23 protein-coding genes are annotated in these 16,079 nt (G+C 47.0%); 16 read left to right on the top strand and 7 right to left on the bottom strand.

The window, feature by feature from the left end:
• Positions 1-611: 611 nt before the first annotated feature.
• Entirely contained in the window at positions 612-1,268 is a 657-nt protein-coding gene (locus HMPREF1534_RS09365; RefSeq protein ID WP_005940394.1) for a S24 family peptidase, read from the bottom strand.
• Positions 1,269-1,418: 150 nt separating this feature from the next.
• On the opposite strand from HMPREF1534_RS09365, the gene HMPREF1534_RS09370 reads away from it, so the two are divergent.
• From HMPREF1534_RS09370 to HMPREF1534_RS09440, 16 genes are all read left to right on the top strand, one after another.
• Positions 1,419-1,604, top strand: a complete 186-nt coding sequence (locus tag HMPREF1534_RS09370; protein WP_005940392.1) for a hypothetical protein — start codon at positions 1,419-1,421, stop codon at positions 1,602-1,604.
• Complete coding sequence (locus HMPREF1534_RS09375) at positions 1,601-1,819, top strand: hypothetical protein (RefSeq protein ID WP_005940390.1); 219 nt, start codon at positions 1,601-1,603, stop codon at positions 1,817-1,819. The genes HMPREF1534_RS09370 and HMPREF1534_RS09375 overlap by 4 nt, the downstream gene beginning before the upstream one ends.
• 2 nt (positions 1,820-1,821) lie before the next feature.
• A complete protein-coding gene (locus HMPREF1534_RS19825; protein ID WP_005940388.1) occupies positions 1,822-2,229 on the top strand; it encodes a hypothetical protein in 408 nt (135 codons plus the stop codon).
• A 114-nt stretch (positions 2,230-2,343) separates the two neighbouring features.
• Entirely contained in the window at positions 2,344-4,416 is a 2,073-nt protein-coding gene (locus HMPREF1534_RS09380; protein WP_005940386.1) for a hypothetical protein, read from the top strand.
• 23 nt (positions 4,417-4,439) lie between these two features.
• Positions 4,440-5,309 carry an ATP-binding protein gene (locus HMPREF1534_RS09385; protein ID WP_005940383.1) on the top strand — a complete coding sequence of 290 codons (870 nt, stop codon included), beginning with the start codon at positions 4,440-4,442 and terminating at the stop codon, positions 5,307-5,309.
• Between the two features lie 57 nt (positions 5,310-5,366).
• Positions 5,367-5,810 (top strand): hypothetical protein, encoded by a 444-nt coding sequence (locus HMPREF1534_RS09390; RefSeq protein ID WP_005940382.1) that lies wholly within the window; start codon positions 5,367-5,369, stop codon positions 5,808-5,810.
• Between the two features lie 3 nt (positions 5,811-5,813).
• Positions 5,814-6,434: a GTPase domain-containing protein gene (locus tag HMPREF1534_RS09395; RefSeq protein WP_018452403.1), complete on the top strand. Its 621-nt coding sequence runs from the start codon at positions 5,814-5,816 to the stop codon at positions 6,432-6,434.
• 11 nt (positions 6,435-6,445) lie between these two features.
• Positions 6,446-6,673, top strand: coding sequence for a hypothetical protein (locus HMPREF1534_RS09400; protein ID WP_005940377.1), 228 nt, complete (start codon positions 6,446-6,448; stop codon positions 6,671-6,673).
• An 8-nt stretch (positions 6,674-6,681) separates the two neighbouring features.
• Positions 6,682-7,392 (top strand): DUF7168 domain-containing protein, encoded by a 711-nt coding sequence (locus HMPREF1534_RS09405; protein WP_005940374.1) that lies wholly within the window; start codon positions 6,682-6,684, stop codon positions 7,390-7,392.
• A 46-nt stretch (positions 7,393-7,438) separates the two neighbouring features.
• Positions 7,439-7,612: a hypothetical protein gene (locus HMPREF1534_RS09410; RefSeq protein WP_227201719.1), complete on the top strand. Its 174-nt coding sequence runs from the start codon at positions 7,439-7,441 to the stop codon at positions 7,610-7,612.
• Positions 7,609-7,878, top strand: a complete 270-nt coding sequence (locus tag HMPREF1534_RS09415) for a hypothetical protein (protein ID WP_005779469.1) — start codon at positions 7,609-7,611, stop codon at positions 7,876-7,878. Before HMPREF1534_RS09410 ends, HMPREF1534_RS09415 begins: the two co-directional genes overlap by 4 nt.
• A 2-nt stretch (positions 7,879-7,880) precedes the next feature.
• On the top strand, positions 7,881-8,303 hold the full coding sequence (locus tag HMPREF1534_RS09420) for a hypothetical protein (RefSeq protein ID WP_005779468.1): 423 nt from the start codon (positions 7,881-7,883) through the stop codon (positions 8,301-8,303).
• 31 nt (positions 8,304-8,334) lie between these two features.
• On the top strand, positions 8,335-9,003 hold the full coding sequence (locus tag HMPREF1534_RS09425; protein WP_005940368.1) for a DUF3164 family protein: 669 nt from the start codon (positions 8,335-8,337) through the stop codon (positions 9,001-9,003).
• Positions 9,004-9,015: 12 nt separating this feature from the next.
• Positions 9,016-9,300: a hypothetical protein gene (locus HMPREF1534_RS09430; RefSeq protein WP_005940365.1), complete on the top strand. Its 285-nt coding sequence runs from the start codon at positions 9,016-9,018 to the stop codon at positions 9,298-9,300.
• Positions 9,284-9,526, top strand: a complete 243-nt coding sequence (locus HMPREF1534_RS09435) for a hypothetical protein (RefSeq protein WP_005779462.1) — start codon at positions 9,284-9,286, stop codon at positions 9,524-9,526. The genes HMPREF1534_RS09430 and HMPREF1534_RS09435 overlap by 17 nt, the downstream gene beginning before the upstream one ends.
• A gap of 107 nt (positions 9,527-9,633) precedes the next feature.
• Positions 9,634-9,981, top strand: coding sequence for a hypothetical protein (locus tag HMPREF1534_RS09440; RefSeq protein ID WP_005779459.1), 348 nt, complete (start codon positions 9,634-9,636; stop codon positions 9,979-9,981).
• Here the strand turns inward: HMPREF1534_RS09440 and HMPREF1534_RS09445 are convergent.
• From HMPREF1534_RS09445 to HMPREF1534_RS09470, 6 genes are all read right to left on the bottom strand, one after another.
• Positions 9,978-10,409 carry a hypothetical protein gene (locus tag HMPREF1534_RS09445; protein WP_005940362.1) on the bottom strand — a complete coding sequence of 144 codons (432 nt, stop codon included), beginning with the start codon at positions 10,407-10,409 and terminating at the stop codon, positions 9,978-9,980. The genes HMPREF1534_RS09440 and HMPREF1534_RS09445 overlap by 4 nt on opposite strands.
• Before the next feature lie 2 nt (positions 10,410-10,411).
• Positions 10,412-10,888 carry a phage virion morphogenesis protein gene (locus tag HMPREF1534_RS09450; RefSeq protein WP_005940359.1) on the bottom strand — a complete coding sequence of 159 codons (477 nt, stop codon included), beginning with the start codon at positions 10,886-10,888 and terminating at the stop codon, positions 10,412-10,414.
• Positions 10,889-11,050: 162 nt separating this feature from the next.
• Positions 11,051-13,576 carry a phage portal protein family protein gene (locus tag HMPREF1534_RS09455; RefSeq protein WP_032932247.1) on the bottom strand — a complete coding sequence of 842 codons (2,526 nt, stop codon included), beginning with the start codon at positions 13,574-13,576 and terminating at the stop codon, positions 11,051-11,053.
• A 3-nt stretch (positions 13,577-13,579) separates the two neighbouring features.
• On the bottom strand, positions 13,580-14,005 hold the full coding sequence (locus HMPREF1534_RS09460) for a phage protein Gp36 family protein (RefSeq protein ID WP_005779451.1): 426 nt from the start codon (positions 14,003-14,005) through the stop codon (positions 13,580-13,582).
• Positions 14,006-14,007: 2 nt separating this feature from the next.
• The gene (locus tag HMPREF1534_RS09465) at positions 14,008-15,528 is read right to left on the bottom strand and encodes a hypothetical protein (RefSeq protein WP_005779449.1); all 1,521 of its coding nucleotides are present in this window, start codon (positions 15,526-15,528) and stop codon (positions 14,008-14,010) included.
• On the bottom strand, positions 15,516-15,968 hold the full coding sequence (locus HMPREF1534_RS09470) for a helix-turn-helix domain-containing protein (protein ID WP_005940352.1): 453 nt from the start codon (positions 15,966-15,968) through the stop codon (positions 15,516-15,518). The genes HMPREF1534_RS09465 and HMPREF1534_RS09470 overlap by 13 nt, the downstream gene beginning before the upstream one ends.
• Between the last annotated feature and the right edge of the window lie 111 nt (positions 15,969-16,079).

Below are 16,079 nucleotides of genomic sequence, written 5' to 3'. Positions count from 1 at the left end.
GAGGGGAGAGAGAAAAAACGAAAAGTTTACTCTGCTTTACTTTGGCTTTACTTTGGACTTTACTTTGAACGGTTTGAACGCCCGTCAACTTTACATGGCAATGGAGATGTGATAAACGGAGTAGAGTAGGGTAGGAGAAATGCGGTACATGGGCTGCGAAATGCTTTATTTAGGCGTTTTGCAGCCCTTTTTGTGCTTTATAGATAGATTGGCTTCCTACTTTTGAATAGTTGAAATTTAGTGCTCAAAATAGCGAAAATAGGGATGGGGGAGGAGAGTGGCGATTTTAACGGGAATATTTCGTTTTTTGAGGATTGGATATGCAGTAGGATATGCGTTTGGGTATGCAAATTTGTCAAGAAAAAAACGAAATGTGTTGATTGGGTATGCGTTTGGATATGCAATTTAAGCAAAATTAAGATGGGTTGAATTATACAAGTTACCATTTTACTACCCGTTTTTATGGCTTTATGTATTATTCAAGGGGGGAAAATACCATATAAAGAATAATGCAAATCAGCATATATAATAGAGTAATATGCTGATTTATAAAAAGGTATCTGGCAATTTCTGTTTTATTTGTGTTGAAAACGTGCGTGTGTCTCTTTTATTTAGAACAATCTGTGCATACTTCCTAATACTGCGTATACTTTCTGTATCATGGAAATAGGAATGTCTTGCGGACTGTATTCCGGGCTTTTATTGGTGGGGATTAAGCGAATAAAATCTTTTTGGTCTGCTTTTCCTATTCGTTTAACAGTCCGATAGCTTTCTGTCACGATGGCATATATTTCTCCATAGGGGAGATATTGGACGGGATCGGTCATTTCTTTGAGGGCGATATAGTCTCCGTTGCTTAATTCGGGTTCCATAGAATGACCTGTAATATTACACCACACAACACCGGGTTTATTGTAAGGCTCAAAATTTATATAGTAATCCGGATTAATTGTTTGATCATTTAAAACGAGATCAAATCCACCGATAAAATCTACATTGTAGTAAGGTGCTCCCTTATATTCATAATTAATAGTCGGGAGTGATAGCGGCTGTGGGGTTTCCTTTAGCATAGAGCCTCGCCCTGTTATTAGCCATTCTAAATTGAGGTGAGGATAATTATCCGCAATAACGGAAAGCCATTTGCTTTGAATATCTGTTTTATTATTTATGGCTCGCCTAATCATGCCATCGCTCGCAGATATTGACTGTTCAAAAGATCTAACGCTAATCCCTTGATTTTGTATAAATTGGCTAATTCGTTCAATCATAATTTTATTCTTTCTGTGAAAATAATCACGATTTTGCTTTATATTGTGATAATTATCCTATATATTTGCATCACCGTATTAATATTACCGGCTGTAAAGGTAGTGAAAACGGCTGATATGACAATGAATAACTTTTAAAAACAATGTGATATGAGAAAGCGAATAGTAGTAGATCGTGGTGAGATCAAGAAAATCTCAAAGGATTTTAAAGTCACGAGCAAAGCCGTTTGGGAGGCACTGGTTTATCGCAGTAACAGCAGCAAGGCGAGGCTTATCCGTAAGGTAGCCCTTGAACGTGGAGGTGTTGAAATCGGAGATCAAAAGGAGGCGGTATGAAAGAGGTGTTGTTACTTCTCTTTGGAGATGAGTTCAGGGAGTATTTCTCTTTGACTGCGAGGCAAAAGTTTTACGTGTGGTATTTCTGCCTAAGTTTATGCTTTTTATGTATAACTGATGATAGTCCGATATGGGCTATTATAGTGGTAGTCTTGAATTTTGCCAATGCCGCCCGCCTGATTAAAAAAGTACCATTAAATATAAAGGAGGATTAATCATGAAAAGAGTATTTCACGTTAAAGAAGATGACACTATCAGAAAATCGTTTGAAGATCTGCTTGATGCGGAAAGAACCTTGTACTCCGCAAGATGCCCCGAAATCGTCAACGAGATGGATGACACGCCCTCTCTATGGCTGTCTTTACAACCTCCTTATGTTCCCTCTCAATCTCGTTCACGGCGTTTTTTAGAGCTTGATGAAGAGCCTTACTTCCGCTTGGCCGGCCTTTTGGAATTGACGTATAGAAACTCAACTCCACCGGAACTCCAAACGCGGGGGTTAACCATCCGGATTCGGGATAATAAGGCTTACTTCTGTATCTCAGGTTCAATCTCCTTAGCTGATTTGCAAACGCTGTGCGAACGTTGTCAGGCTGGGCAATCTCCTGATCAATGTAAAAAGTGATACAAAATGATGTTTCCATGATGATAACGATTTGATTTTGCAAAGGTAAGAAAAATCCCGGACGGTCTTTTGAGGTGGTTCGACTCCGCCTCCGGGGACAAAGTTTAAAAAGGTATGGAGTATTTTGGAAAAACAGTATGTGCAACTTACGATGAATTAACATCAGGAAATGATCCGGTAATAAAACCCGGAACATTGAAGTCCTTGCAATACAGGAAACGTGTTGATGTTATTTCTCGTGGAGGCGGTGGAGGAAACATCGCTTTATATGTCTATTCCTCCCTACCTGAACGTTACCGGATCCGCTTTGAGCAAAAGTATGGTGATCCGGTGGAGCTAATCAAAGAGCAGTGCATGAAAGACAGGCTTAAAATAGATGATGCCGCCCGAACATTCTTTGAGGATTACCGGTATGACAAGGCCGGCGAGATGGTGAGCCTTACCGAAAGGAAAAAAGAGGAATACACCATAAACGCCTCGGTACTGAACGAGTTGATATCGATCCTGAATGACCGGGAGGGCTATCGCAAGGCTTTGGGTGGAAGTACAAAGAAAGTATGGGAAACGATTATCGGAACGGCAGACCGCCTCCGTGACTCTTATGGCCATACGCTACCTGAAAACGCCGCCCGGCTGAAAGACAAAATAAACCAATACAAAAAAGAGGGTTACTCCTGCTTGATCAGCAAGAAAATGGGAAATGGCAATACCCTGAAAATAACCGAGGAAGCCGGTAACATGATTATAGCGTTAAAGCGGAGCAGCGTTCCCGTTTATACAGATGCTCAAATATTCGTGGAATTCAACCGGATTGCAGATGAGAAAGGTTGGAAGCAGCTCCGGAGCATTCAGAGCCTCCGGCAATTCCTGAACCGTCCTGACATCGAACCGTTATGGTACGATGCCGTTCACGGGGAGCTGAAAGCTCACCAGCGTTACAGCCGCAAGAATAAAACCGAGCTTCCCTCGATGCGTGACTCCTTGTGGTATGGTGATGGTACGAAAATCAATTTGTACTATAAAGACTATGACAAGGACGGTAAGCTGGTGGTTCGTACCACTCAGGTTTACGAGGTCATCGATGCTTATTCGGAGGTATTTTTGGGATACCATATTTCAGACAGCGAGGACTACGAGGCGCAATATAATGCCTACCGCATGGCCATTCAGGTATCAGGTCATAAGCCTTACGAGCTGGTGCATGATAATCAGGGAGGCCACAAGAAACTGCAGAATAGCCATTTCTTTGATAAGATTGTCGGCCATGTTCATAGAACCACGGCTCCATACAGCGGGCAATCCAAAACGATAGAGAGCGTTTTCGGACGTTTTCAGGCTGAGGTTCTGCATAAGGATTGGAGGTTCACCGGTCAAAATATCACCACCAAAAAGGACACGAGCCGCCCGAATTTAGAGCGTATCGAGGCGAACAAGGATAAACTTTACACTTTGGCCGAACTGAAAGCAGCATACGCTGCCGCCCGGAAAGAATGGAACGAAAGCAAGCATTTTGCTACCGGGGTGAACCGCATCGAGATGTACCAAAATAGCGTGAACCCTGATACCCCGACAGTGGGTGTTCTCGACATGATCGAGATGTTTTGGGTGATGACTGATAAACCCTCCACTTACACAGATAACGGTCTGAAAATAACCATTAAAAAACGTGAGTTTACATACGAGGTTTACGAGGTTCCGGGTGTTCCCGACCATGAATTCCTAAGAAAAAACAGAGGGCAAAAGTTCTACACCATGTACGATCCTTATGACCATACTTCGGTACGGCTATACAAGAAAGATAAAGCCGGAGAGCTGCGATTTGTACGAACTGCAGAGCCTTATATCGTCATCCACCGGAATATTCAGGAACAGACCGAGGGCGAAATGTCCTTTATCCGCCGGAATATAGAGGCGAACACGGAGGATCGCATCGAGCGTCAGGTTGATGCACGTATCATCGAGCAGGCGCACGGCGTGAGTATGGAACAACAGGGACTCAAACGTCCGAAATTGAAAGGTGCAAAGAGCGAAACGGAGCGTGAAATTGAACGCCGAGTCCGCCGGTACAGTCAGGATCCGGAACAGCTCTCCGCCGGTAAGGTGACAAAGCTAATAAGCAACATCACGTTTGACCAGCTGAATGGTGACATCCGCCTGAATGAAAAGAAAGTAGCAGGAAAATTATAATTCTAAATAAAATGAACAGTACAATGACACAGCAAGAGAAAGACAGTATCCGTGAAGCTCTCCGGGTATATGCAGCAAAGTATTCCAGCCAAAAAAAGGCTGCGGCAAGTTTGAACGGCGTATCTGCCGGGACATTGAGTGCCGTGGTTAACGGCAAGTATGAGAGTATCAGTGATGATATGTTCCGCAATATCATCTCTCAGATAACCCCTGCAGCTGCGGCCACCGGTTGGCAGCTCGTGGAAACGAACTCCTTTCAGGAGATATGGTATGCCCTGAGCGATGCGCAGGAATTTAAAAAAGTCCGCTGGATCGTGGGTGGTGCGGGATGTGGCAAAACAACGACAGCCACCATGTACGCACAAAAGAATCATGAGGTGTTCGTCATCCTTTGTGATGAGGATATGCGGAAAGGTGATTTTGTTCGGGAGATCGCCCGTAAACTCGGTTTTAAGACTTGCGGGATGCGTATCCGTGAAATATTGGACTTGGCCATCGAGAGCATCATACAGATGGAAAATCCACTTTTGGTGTTCGATGAGGGTGATAAGTTGAATGATAACGTGTTTCACTACTTTATCAACCTGTATAACCGGCTGGAGGGCAAATGCGGGATTACTTTCTTATCCACCGATTACATCCAGCATCGTATTGACTGCGGTTTGAACCACAACCGGAAAGGCTATAACGAGATTTATTCCCGCATTGGGCGTAAGTTCTTTGAGCTGGAACCAACCTCCCATAATGATGTATTTGCCATTTGCCAAGCCAACGGACTGATGGATAAAAAACTTATTGCAAACGTGATCGATGTGACGGAAAAATCGGAGTTTGATTTGCGATGCGTGAAAGATGCCATTCACCGGGAGAAAAAGGTGGCGGCAGCGAAATAGTATAAAACCCTGTTCAAACGCTGGTTGAACGGCGTTTGAACGTAATTCAAAAAGTATATGAAACAAATTGTTTTACCACTCGCAAGCCGGTTCCCGGCAGGCCATTTGAAAAGAGGCCAGCTCACCGGCTTTCCTGAGAAAGTGATTAAAGGAACCAAGATCCACACGTTTCGTGAGGATCCGGGCAAATGGGCGTACAACATGGAGCTTATCAACTCCCATAATGCGGAGCTATCTATCCGCCGGTGGATTGGCCGTCCTTATCATACTCCGCAGCTGGAGGTGAAAAGGTTGAAAAAAATCGGTATCCAGCAGGTGCAAATGACATGGGACTCCGATGTCGAGCAGCCGACCGTTTTCATAGACGGAAAACGTATCCTAAACGTGGAGCAGCTGGCTGCTAATGACGGGATGACTCTCGATGATTTCGTGAGCTGGTTTTTTAAGACCTCCAACACATTCGAGGGAGTGATTATTCATTTTACAGATTTCAGATATTGATTTATGGCACGGGCATTATCGGTAACAGAAGCAGTAAGCATGAAGAAAGAAACGCTCAAGCTGACAGGCGCATGGGCGGACGTTTTCGGAGAGCCTGAACGGATTGGCGTTTGGTTTATTTGGGGCAATAGTGGTAACGGGAAAAGCAGCTTTGTCATGCAGCTTTGTAAAGAGCTGGCAAAGTTTGGGCGGGTGGCTTATGACAGCCTCGAAGAGGGTGCGAGCCTCACCATGCAGAACACGCTCCGCCGTTTCAACATGGCCGAGGTAAACCGCCGTTTCCAGCTGCTTGACTGTGAGCCGATGTCCGAGCTTGGTGAAAGAATGGATAAGCATAAAAGCCCCGATTTTTACGTCATTGACAGTTTCCAATACACCCAAATGAGCTATAAAGAATACATCAAATTTAAGGAGGCGCACCGGAACAAGCTGCTGATTTTTATCAGCCATGCAGATGGCCGGAACCCTGATGGTCGGAGCGCAAAGAAAGTGATGTATGATGCCGCCCTGAAAATTTACGTGGAGGGGTTTCGGGCTTTCTCGAAAGGCCGCTTTTTCGGCTCCGTGGGGCATTTTACAATTTGGGATGAGGGTGCGGTAAGATATTGGGGAGATAACGCTTAAAACGAACGGAAATGAGTAAAAATAATCAAGTTATAACGATTTCGCCTCCCATGTTTATCGGAGAGGGAAATCAGAAAGAAAGTATCTCCAGCAAAGGCCACCGGTGTAGCTATTGCCACGGTAACGGTTTCTTTTGGGGAGAGGAACAACGGGAACGGGTGAAAGTTGATTGCCCGGTCTGCAAAGGTAGCGGTAAACTCGATGCCGTGATAACTATCGAGTGGAAACCTGCAAAATAGAATGAACGATGGAAAAAGAAGTACCTGAAAATATATTGGCGAAAATTAGAAAGCTGCTCCGGTTAAAAGAATCCGCCATAAAAATCGGATCCGAGGGAGAAGCCCATGCAGCTGCGGAGGCTGTAAACCGGCTGCTGACATCCTATAACTTGTCATTGATGGATGTTACCCCGGAAGAACAAAAGAATATGATATCCGTGAGTGAATCGGAGAAAATAACCTATCAGGACACGTATGGGAATATTTGGAAAAGGGATTTGTTGCGGATTATATGCGAGTATAATTTTTGCCGGATTTTGTTGCATGGAGGTACGACTTACATGGTGGTAGTCGGTACACGGGAAAATGCGGAAGTTGTGCTCTCGCTTTATAATTACTTGAGGTCTGTATTCCGCCGGTTGTCGGTAGAACGTTGCACCGAGTATGTGGCTACCCGCAGAGGGTATTACCGGACAAAGAAGTTTAAACGGAATTATATAAAATCTTATTTGTTGGGATGTTGCACCGGTTTGCGGAAACAATTTGAGAGCATTCGGAAAACAGCGGAGGAAACCGGACTGATGCTGTGTCACAACCATTTGATTGATGATTATTTTCAATCGATAGGCACAACCACCCATAAATCCAAGAACCGGAATAAAGTGAACACTTCCGCCTATTGTTCCGGGTACGATGACGGTTCAAAGATCAATTTAAACAAGCAAATCAATGGGAAATGATCTTTATCAAATAGGCTTACCGGTGGCCTCTTTAAGTACAGTCCTTATGAATTGGACTTGCTTTAACCGACCGGAGAAATTGCTGATCAGCCCGGCCAAGAAAGATGATTGGGCGGTGGTTGAACTCCGGAACCCGGAGCTGGCCGCAGCTATCATCAAGGATGTGCCGGAGGCAATGGTAAAAGTAGTACAACAACCTGTAAAAGTCGTGCAAATATGAAAGCGTTATCAGCATTAAGACAGGTATTCAGCCTGAAAAAGAACGAGGAACTCGGCAGAAAGTTCTCTCCCGAAGAATTGAAACGTATTGTCGATGCCATGAAAGAGTATGCGGCATCCAAGCTGCAGGAGCAGCGAGCCATTTGTCAGCGTGAATTTGAGTTGGCCTATGACTCCGGCGAAAGTAATTTGGGGACGAACCCGGCCATTACCGAATTGTACGTTCTGCAATCCCTAAAAGAGAGTGAAACCCCTGAACTTGATTGATTATGGCAAAGACAAACAGTTATTCACGTTTTTGGACGCTGCTGGCGAAAATGCCCTGTTCTGACAGGGACGGTTTAAAGCTGCAGCTTGTATCCAGCTTTACGAATGGGCGGACGGACTCACTGAGAGAAATGACTTTGAGTGAATATAACTCGATGATACGGGAGATGGAGAAGCAGACCGGATCCAGCCGTCCGGTCAGTTACGAGGTTCTGAAAAAGAAACGCTCTGCCGTTCTCCACCAAATGCAGTTGATGGGTATTGATACGGCAAATTGGGCGGCGGTGGATAACTTTTGTTTGGGCGTTCGTATCGCAGGAAAGAAATTCAGGGAGTTGTCCGCTGATGATTTGGATGCGGTATTGCTCCGGATCCGCTCCATCCGGCAAAAGGATATGCAGAAAGCAAAGAAAGAACTCAATTAACTTATTTATAAACCATTTAAAATGTGATATTATGGCACAGATTGAAGAAAAGCAGACCGTTGAAATGACGGCAGAGGAAAAGGCTCAATTCGAGGCTTTCCGTAAAGAAAAGGCCAAAAAAGAGGCTCAGGAAAAGGCGAAAGCCGAACGTGAAACGTACCGCCAAATGGTGGATGATGAAGTGAACAGCGCAATCCCGGTACTCCTCTCCTTGAGTGAGGATATCAAGGAAACCAAAAAGACGGTGCTGGAGAACTTTAAGAGTATCCTTGACATGAAATGCGAGGTTCTGAAAGTCGTAAAGGATGACCAGCGCAGCCATACCTTTACCAATTCGGAGGGAACCAAGCGCATCACTCTCGGAGTGTACGTGACGGACGGCTACCGTGACACGGTGGAGGACGGAATCGTGATCGTGAAAGAATACATCGAGAGCCTCGCCGACAATGCTAAAACGAAATCACTCGTGAGCATGGTTTTGAAGCTGCTGGCACGTGATGCCAAAGGCACGTTAAAAGCCAGCCGTATCGTCCAGCTCCGTAAGATTGCGGAAGAAAGCAACAATGACCGTTTCATGGAGGGTGTCCGCATCATCGAGGAGGCATACCAGCCAGCGATCAGCAAACAGTTTGTGAGAGCGGAAATGAAGAACGAGGACGGTATGTGGGTGACCATTCCTCTGGGTATGACAGAAGCATAAGGAGGGACGGTCATGATATACAAAGTTCAATTCCAAATCCACCGCAGAGGTTACCGCAAGCTCCGGCTTGAGGGCTTATACGTGCCGGAAACCGGTGTCGAGATGTCGGTTCCTGAAATGAAACGTGACGTTACCGAGTTCATCAAACGCCAGCTTTCCAGCCGGAACAAGGAATTTGAGGATTTTCAGGTGGAACTGACGGTTTTCAAAAAGCTCAAAACCGATTTCATGTATCACCCGAAATCAAGTGAAGAATTAACCATAATAAAGGAGGAATCAGATGGAACAGACGAATAATGCGAAAGCCCGGTATATTCCCACCCGTGTGGCTGTATGCAAGCGTTGCGAGGGAAAAGGCGTTGTATTCGAGTACAGCGATGAGAACAGGACAAAGGTATCCGGATCCTGCCAATGTCCGACCTGCCTCGGATCCGGCAGAGTGAAAGTGACCAGCTCGGTGATAACCACTATAAAGCCGTTCGTTCCGGGTAAGGATGACAAAGAGGGTATGCTTGCAATGTAAAAGCCCTTTAATCAATAATAAAAGTCCGCTGAAATCCTAATTTTCAGCGGACTTTTTTCGTACTATGGTGCAAATAATGTACCTTTGTATTAAGTAATCAAATCAATATGCAGGAGCAGCTCGTAATACCGTTTTTTTGCCCGGAAATAGAGAAAGCCGGTAACCGCCGCAGAACACGCACGGTTGCCTCCTCCGATGCTGCCATCACCTCCCGCCGTGACCGCCTCGAAAAGCGGAACCGCATCATGACCGCCCGTTATTACTATTGGACTGAGATCAAACGCCGCCGCTTCGATGACGTGCTGAGAATCCTTTCCGATAACGAGTTCTTTGTCGAAGAGCGAACCATCAGCAACACGCTGGTGGAACAGGATGATTTTTACAATGAACTCCTGCGTTCCAAAGCGTCCACCCGCAAGCTCAAAGCGATGTTTCCCGGCTTTGATTGGAACTAATCCATAAACTCGGTTTCATAGATCACGTTATACACTTTCAGACCGTCCGCTCTTTTTTCCGGCGCACCCCGGAGGCGGCGCATCGGGTTGAAAAGGTTCCCGCCGTTCCACCATTGCAAAGCCTCGTGTATCTTATCCAACGTGTCCATGCAGGAGAGAGCGTGTTCCCTGACAAGTTTAGGGGCTGCCGCATTTGTACTCCCTCCGGCTTGAAAGGCCACCCTGAGTTGTATTTGCGCATTTATCTTTTGCCGTCCACCCATGTGGGTTTCGCAGGACGGGTAAGATATATCTATCAGGCAGCACGGGAAAGCCACAGCAGGCCGCTCTCCCGTGTTAAGTTGTCCCTCCTCGGCATCTATCCACCGGAGTTGTGGTACTTCTGTTTTCAGCCGGTCACAAACGGCAATAAAAATTTCTTTGTTCATAGCTATTCATTGTTAAGTGAGTCAATATATCCCTCTATCCGTGCGTGTATCTGCTCGTTCAATTCTTCGGAATCTCCCATGAATTCACGTTTCGGGATGTTAGTTTTCCGGGTGTGCGCCTTGACCGGTACATCTTTCCGTTTTGTTTTCCGGGTGTGTGCCGGTACGGGTACTATACCTTTGAATCCCTCGTTGTGTACCTGAGCGTAATCTATCTTTTCATTCCCTGCAGAGATAACCACCCGCTGGGGAGTTATCACCGCCGGTCTGATACTGTTCACCAGCGCACCGGAGTCGATCAGCAGGGAACCGGTTGTTTTCGGTGCTTTTGCCGGAGTCCACGGGTTCCCGTCAAATGCTTTCTTCTTGAAAGCTGATTTATAGTATTCCGTGGCCGTTTCCACCACGATTTCTGCCGCATCGGAGATTATCTCCTCCGGGAGCGATTGCAGATAATTATTTAATTCTTTGATATTCATATTGAAATAATTTTGTATATTTGCTTCCGTAAGCATATCGCTCCGGGGATGAATCGAATATGCCAACACCTGACGGATGACGGGGGCATCAAAAAGTCCGGGCTTTATACGGCGGAGCGGGATGTTAATCCGTATATAAAAGGAGGTTCTCAGAGCCTCCTTTTACTTTTTGATAAGCAGACCACGGCGATATCTCCATCGTGGATCTATCTTTCTGCTCCTGCGGCCTTTCACCTTGATGTTGGCGTTTTGTTCTATCTCGAACCATGTCGTGACCTGATAGAGCGTTCCGTTCTTAACCTCGCAAACCACGTTAATCACCTTATCCTCGTAAAACTTGATAAAGTTCAGGTTGTCGAACTTCTTTTGATAGTCGTTTATCCATACCTCGTCAGGGTTTTTAAGCACGTCCGGGATGCACTCCACGAGAGGAACACGAGCCTCCTCGTATTTCTTTGTGGTGTGGCGTTTGAACACCTCCTCCGTAAGTTGCACCTTTCGGCCTTTGTAGTCATCCATCACCTGATGCGAATCCCTCCACTGGTTCGGATCCCCGGCAAACACCGGTGCTTTTTCGGTCGCTGCCGCCGCTTTCTTTCCAAAGGACTCCAGCCCGTAATCATTATAATGCAGGTCACCCAGCAAGGAGGCGGCTTTATCGGGAAACTTGCGGATATAATGCTGGTTCTTGGAAAACACCTCAGCCGTTTCTCCCCGGTTTGAATCCCAGCCCTGAGCCTCGTTCATTTTCCATTCACTCGTACCGAGGTATTCATCGACAATGGCACGCATGGCGTTGATGTCTATACCCTCTACCTCGTGTTTCATGAGCGGAACCACCCGGCAACGGCATTTCCAGCCATTGGGCGGGAATATCTTTTTCCACCGTGGATCATTGGCCGGTAATATCACCCCGTCCAGCTTCCGGTGTTCCTCCCTTACCTTTTCATCCCCGGCAGTGACATATTTCCAATAAGGGAACATTTTCGTTTTTCCCATGAGCCGGTGGTAATTGCTGGCGGACTCCGCCGTTAGTACCGCCGTTTCGTATTCCGTCTTTTGCCACGTTTTATTGAACGTGCCACATATTTGCTCCGCTTTTTTGGAGAACTCCTGAAAATTACCGCTCTCCCTGAACGCCTTGTTCAGCTCCTGAATTTCCGCCAGCGTCTTACCGGCGGAGAAATGAAACAGGTTCATCTCCAAAGCGGTGATGAAAGCGTCATCCTGCAGGCCGTATGCGAATCTTACATCCGCATGGTTCATTGAACGTTTGAACGCACTTTGAACACCGTTCAAAAAGTCGGTAGCAATAAAGGAGAACAACTCCGCATCGAACTTCCCGGTTTCGCCGTTTGCAATCCTTGCGGCCAGCTTTTCCGACATCGGAGCGTTATCATTCAGCCTGATGGGGGCTTTTCCAATGGATGCCCCGACCTGCGGGGCTTGCACGAAAAAATCCCATAAGCGCATAAAGAAATTACGGTCTGCATTACTGATTGTGTCCTCCTCCGAATCCTCTCCTATATCGAACTGAGCGGAGGCACGTTTTGCGACCGGCTCCCCGTCTTTAGGCACGGGAATCGAATATTTTTCATGCAGGTAGCTCTGCGGGATATCCATGATGTCGGAGAGCTGCACCACCTCGGCAACGGAGAGCTGCTCCGCCGCTTTGGGGAAAATGAACTTTCCGCCAGCAACGGGATACCCTCTCGCCTCCAGCATGGGGAGTACCTTTTGGTTGAGGACACGCTGTACGTACCGGAGGTCAGATTTATTCTTTCCCTCCTCTACCTCCTTGTGAACCTCACCCAATGAACGTGCGCCTTTCTCTCCCTGTACGGTGGTCATGGTTTGTCCGAGGATAGTGATCAGCATCTCCTCGTTGTTGGCCTGCCGGAATTCGTTGTACGAGGATCCTGAACCCGTTCCGCCCTCTTTGGTTTCCACATCCGCCTCTTTTGGGATGACCACATACGGTGCGGATCCGGCTTTATCGAAAGCCTCCTCCAGCAGCTTGCGGCTCTCCGGATCATACGTGTTGTATTTACCGATGCGCTGGGGCATCCCGAAAAGTTCGATCCATTGTGACCAATCCCCAAAGCCTCCACGTTTGTAGATGGCATAGGGAGCCGCCTTGAGTAACAAACCGAAATCCCGGTCTTTGCCGAGAATGAGCAGCTGTGAATCTCCCTCGTATGGTATGCCTATTTCGTCCGTGTCCTGCCGGAGGATTGTGCGGTTTTTCAGGTTGATATGCTTTGCCGGAATCGGTTCCACGTTGAAACCGTCATTAAAGGTCATTTCAATGCCTGAACGCCCGTATATTTTCTTTTTCAGGATTTCAGTCAGCAGATCCTCCCATGCGGTGGTGTCCATCAGGTCTGCGATCTCCTCCACTTCCTCCCCAGCCGCATTTTGGAAAGTAAGCTCCGAGTTCGTGACCGCATCGATGCGCTTTTGAACGGCATCGCTCAAAACGCCGTCAATCATGATATCATCGAGCAGGTCATACAGCTGCTTTGTTCGTCCATTGTCTGCAGAGGAGAGAGCCGTCCGCCAATTCCCCACGTCATACACTTTCCGCTGGGGAGCCTTGACAACGATCTGATGGATGACCAGCTGCTCCTTTGATTTTGCCCCGGCATTTGTCGTGGCCGTCTTTTTTTTCTTGTTCGCCATAGTCATATATTAAAAATGTTGATTACGCTTGGGATTGCTCCCGTAGATATATTCACCTGCAGTATCCGGTTTCCCGTCACCGTCCTCGTCTATAATGGGGAGGTTAGGCTTAATGTCTGATTTCTGCACTTGCCGGAGCCATGCCACGGCACGCTCGTACCTATCCTGCCGGAGCTGCAGGTCAGTACCGGCATTGCATAGGTTCACGAAATGCCACACGGCTATGTCCTTTACAAAAATGAGCAGGAGGGCGTTTCTTTGGCTCCCTGTGGCCTCGAAAATCTTTTTGCGGTCATACGCACCAAGATATCCGTATGCTTCCTGCAGGGCAGCGTCTATGGCTGCCGTGAGGATTGTTTCATCCTCCCTGCTGATAGCCTCTATATTCTCTTTATAGAGGTGCGTTTCCAATTCTTTGGGTGTGATAAATGCCATGATTAAAATCTCTTTTTATTGGTTACACGTGCGCCCACGGTGTAGGATCCAGCCGAGAGCGTGCTTATCTTTTGGTTGATGATCCACACGCCACCCTCGATGCAGTCCACGCCGTCAGCGGGTGATTTCATAGCTCGGTTGATGAGCAGGAACTGCTCCTCCAGCCTTTTCATGTGCGGATTATCCTTTTCGTCAATGTTGAGGATGAGTTGTCCTCGCCGGTTGATCGGCTCAAGGTTTCCCTCGATACGGTCAAACTTTTCCGGTTTCTTCCGGGTATCCGGTATGATCCCGATAAATCCGAGTTGTTTTCCTTTCTCGCTAAATAGCGGAACGAACACCTGTTCATAGAAAGGATCCTGCAGCTTGTTATTTTCGATGTAATTATATACCTGCGTTTTTTGCCCCACGTAATCCCGAAGATAATAATACCAGTTCACGTACTCCTCGTTTACCACATGGTCAAGATAACCGGTGTAAACGTAGAATTTACCGTCATAATACCCGATAAGGAAACAGGCTTTGAAAGAGGTGGCCTTGTTCTTTGAGTTGGACGGAGCCGGATCCCCGTAAACAACGGCAAACTGCAGCTTTGAGAGTGGCGGGCATTTGCCCCATACCATTTCTTTGAACGTGTCACCCTCGGAGAGCGGGTTGTTCATGTATTCTTGCTGGAACGCCTTTGTGCTGATTTTGGACTGAATGCGGTTAATGCGTTCCTCCGTGTTCTTTTCCGGCCAGCTGGATTTGCCATCCTTGTCCCGAATGTTCACGATATCCCAATGGTCAGCTTTATCACCGGCACGTTTCACGCAGCAGTCGAGAGCGATCAGGTTTCCGCAGAATATCACCAGCAAATCCTCGCTGATGGATCGGGTTGGAAACAGAGCCTCCTCGAACCATTCCCATTTCTTTTTCAGGATGTCCGGGTTCCTGCAGTCTGCATCCGTATCGAAGTCATCCACGAGAGCCGTGTCCGGACGTACAGCGTCCTTTCTCGTACCACGGGGTGACTCCAGCGCACCGATAGCCCGGAACGTTGCCCCGGTAGTGAGCGTGAATTCGTCCGCCGTCCAGCTCCCGAACTCCCTCAAATCACCATAATATGCCTTTAGCATGGAATTGCTCTCAAAGGCTTTTTTATAAGGTTCCAAAAGCCGGACGGCGTTCTCGTGACTGTTTGAGATGAGTAGCACGTTCTTTTTCTTTCCGGTCAGCACGAGGTACATCATGCACATGAACACGATGGTGGATTTTGCCAGCTCACGTGACCACGATAGAACCTCGTACCATTCCATATTCGTGGTGATGCGTTTGATGGCCTTTTTATGGAATTTGGTAAAGGGGTACTTTGCGAATTCCGAGAAAAAGAAAAGGATCCACTCGATGACGTTCGCCTCCAGCTTTTCCAGCTTCTTTTTTCGTTCCACCGGCGAGAGGTTGTCGGCGGCTTTGTCCCTTTTGAGTGAACGGTGGTATTCAGTCCACTCCTTGTACGCCTGAATATCATCTATTTTACCCATTTCATTTTCTCCTTTATGTACGCATCGAAATAATCACTCAATTCCTTTGCCCTTTCGAGATCCTGCTGCCGGAGCCAATCGAGCAGCCCACGGGACACGTTGTATATATCCCTGATGGAGGCATCCTGCTCCAATGCCTCAAGGTCAGCCGTCAGCTTGCGCCGGATATCGGCCTCCGCCGCTGACGGGAACCGTTTGCCCTCCTCCTTGCTTGCGATGGAACGGTCAAGTTCGTCCAACTGCGTGAGCGTGGAGCTGATCCGTTCCTCCCGTGTCTGCAGGAGATTGAGCTTTAAGCCCTCCCATTCCTTAGCCCATTTGTTCACCGTGACACGGGAAACACCTACCCGGTCTGCAATTTCCTGCTGGGTGATGTTCTCTTTGAGATACATCAATTTCGCCCATTCTTTCCGTTGATTTGCTTTCAATTCTTCCGCCATGACTATATCATTTAATAGCCCAAAGGTAAAGCCTTGTAATGAGTGAAAATAATTGGTTTGTAATGTTTTACGTTTAAACTGTAATGGTTGCAGTTTAATCTGAAACCGTTA

Origin of the sequence: Phocaeicola massiliensis B84634 = Timone 84634 = DSM 17679 = JCM 13223 (assembly GCF_000382445.1) — a bacterium.
Taxonomy (GTDB): Bacteria; Bacteroidota; Bacteroidia; order Bacteroidales; family Bacteroidaceae; genus Phocaeicola; species Phocaeicola massiliensis.
This window is presented reverse-complemented; position numbering and strand designations above follow the sequence as displayed.

What these genes read in the sequence shown, in the direction of transcription:
- HMPREF1534_RS09365 (WP_005940394.1), bottom strand. Translation starts at nt 1,268, where the DNA reads ATGATTGAACGAATTAGCCAATTTATACAAAATCAAGGGATTAGCGTT.
- HMPREF1534_RS09370 (WP_005940392.1), top strand. Translation starts at nt 1,419, where the DNA reads ATGAGAAAGCGAATAGTAGTAGATCGTGGTGAGATCAAGAAAATCTCA.
- HMPREF1534_RS09375 (WP_005940390.1), top strand. Translation starts at nt 1,601, where the DNA reads ATGAAAGAGGTGTTGTTACTTCTCTTTGGAGATGAGTTCAGGGAGTAT.
- HMPREF1534_RS19825 (WP_005940388.1), top strand. Translation starts at nt 1,822, where the DNA reads ATGAAAAGAGTATTTCACGTTAAAGAAGATGACACTATCAGAAAATCG.
- HMPREF1534_RS09380 (WP_005940386.1), top strand. Translation starts at nt 2,344, where the DNA reads ATGGAGTATTTTGGAAAAACAGTATGTGCAACTTACGATGAATTAACA.
- HMPREF1534_RS09385 (WP_005940383.1), top strand. Translation starts at nt 4,440, where the DNA reads ATGACACAGCAAGAGAAAGACAGTATCCGTGAAGCTCTCCGGGTATAT.
- HMPREF1534_RS09390 (WP_005940382.1), top strand. Translation starts at nt 5,367, where the DNA reads ATGAAACAAATTGTTTTACCACTCGCAAGCCGGTTCCCGGCAGGCCAT.
- HMPREF1534_RS09395 (WP_018452403.1), top strand. Translation starts at nt 5,814, where the DNA reads ATGGCACGGGCATTATCGGTAACAGAAGCAGTAAGCATGAAGAAAGAA.
- HMPREF1534_RS09400 (WP_005940377.1), top strand. Translation starts at nt 6,446, where the DNA reads ATGAGTAAAAATAATCAAGTTATAACGATTTCGCCTCCCATGTTTATC.
- HMPREF1534_RS09405 (WP_005940374.1), top strand. Translation starts at nt 6,682, where the DNA reads ATGGAAAAAGAAGTACCTGAAAATATATTGGCGAAAATTAGAAAGCTG.
- HMPREF1534_RS09410 (WP_227201719.1), top strand. Translation starts at nt 7,439, where the DNA reads ATGAATTGGACTTGCTTTAACCGACCGGAGAAATTGCTGATCAGCCCG.
- HMPREF1534_RS09415 (WP_005779469.1), top strand. Translation starts at nt 7,609, where the DNA reads ATGAAAGCGTTATCAGCATTAAGACAGGTATTCAGCCTGAAAAAGAAC.
- HMPREF1534_RS09420 (WP_005779468.1), top strand. Translation starts at nt 7,881, where the DNA reads ATGGCAAAGACAAACAGTTATTCACGTTTTTGGACGCTGCTGGCGAAA.
- HMPREF1534_RS09425 (WP_005940368.1), top strand. Translation starts at nt 8,335, where the DNA reads ATGGCACAGATTGAAGAAAAGCAGACCGTTGAAATGACGGCAGAGGAA.
- HMPREF1534_RS09430 (WP_005940365.1), top strand. Translation starts at nt 9,016, where the DNA reads ATGATATACAAAGTTCAATTCCAAATCCACCGCAGAGGTTACCGCAAG.
- HMPREF1534_RS09435 (WP_005779462.1), top strand. Translation starts at nt 9,284, where the DNA reads ATGGAACAGACGAATAATGCGAAAGCCCGGTATATTCCCACCCGTGTG.
- HMPREF1534_RS09440 (WP_005779459.1), top strand. Translation starts at nt 9,634, where the DNA reads ATGCAGGAGCAGCTCGTAATACCGTTTTTTTGCCCGGAAATAGAGAAA.
- HMPREF1534_RS09445 (WP_005940362.1), bottom strand. Translation starts at nt 10,409, where the DNA reads ATGAACAAAGAAATTTTTATTGCCGTTTGTGACCGGCTGAAAACAGAA.
- HMPREF1534_RS09450 (WP_005940359.1), bottom strand. Translation starts at nt 10,888, where the DNA reads ATGAATATCAAAGAATTAAATAATTATCTGCAATCGCTCCCGGAGGAG.
- HMPREF1534_RS09455 (WP_032932247.1), bottom strand. Translation starts at nt 13,576, where the DNA reads ATGACTATGGCGAACAAGAAAAAAAAGACGGCCACGACAAATGCCGGG.
- HMPREF1534_RS09460 (WP_005779451.1), bottom strand. Translation starts at nt 14,005, where the DNA reads ATGGCATTTATCACACCCAAAGAATTGGAAACGCACCTCTATAAAGAG.
- HMPREF1534_RS09465 (WP_005779449.1), bottom strand. Translation starts at nt 15,528, where the DNA reads ATGGGTAAAATAGATGATATTCAGGCGTACAAGGAGTGGACTGAATAC.
- HMPREF1534_RS09470 (WP_005940352.1), bottom strand. Translation starts at nt 15,968, where the DNA reads ATGGCGGAAGAATTGAAAGCAAATCAACGGAAAGAATGGGCGAAATTG.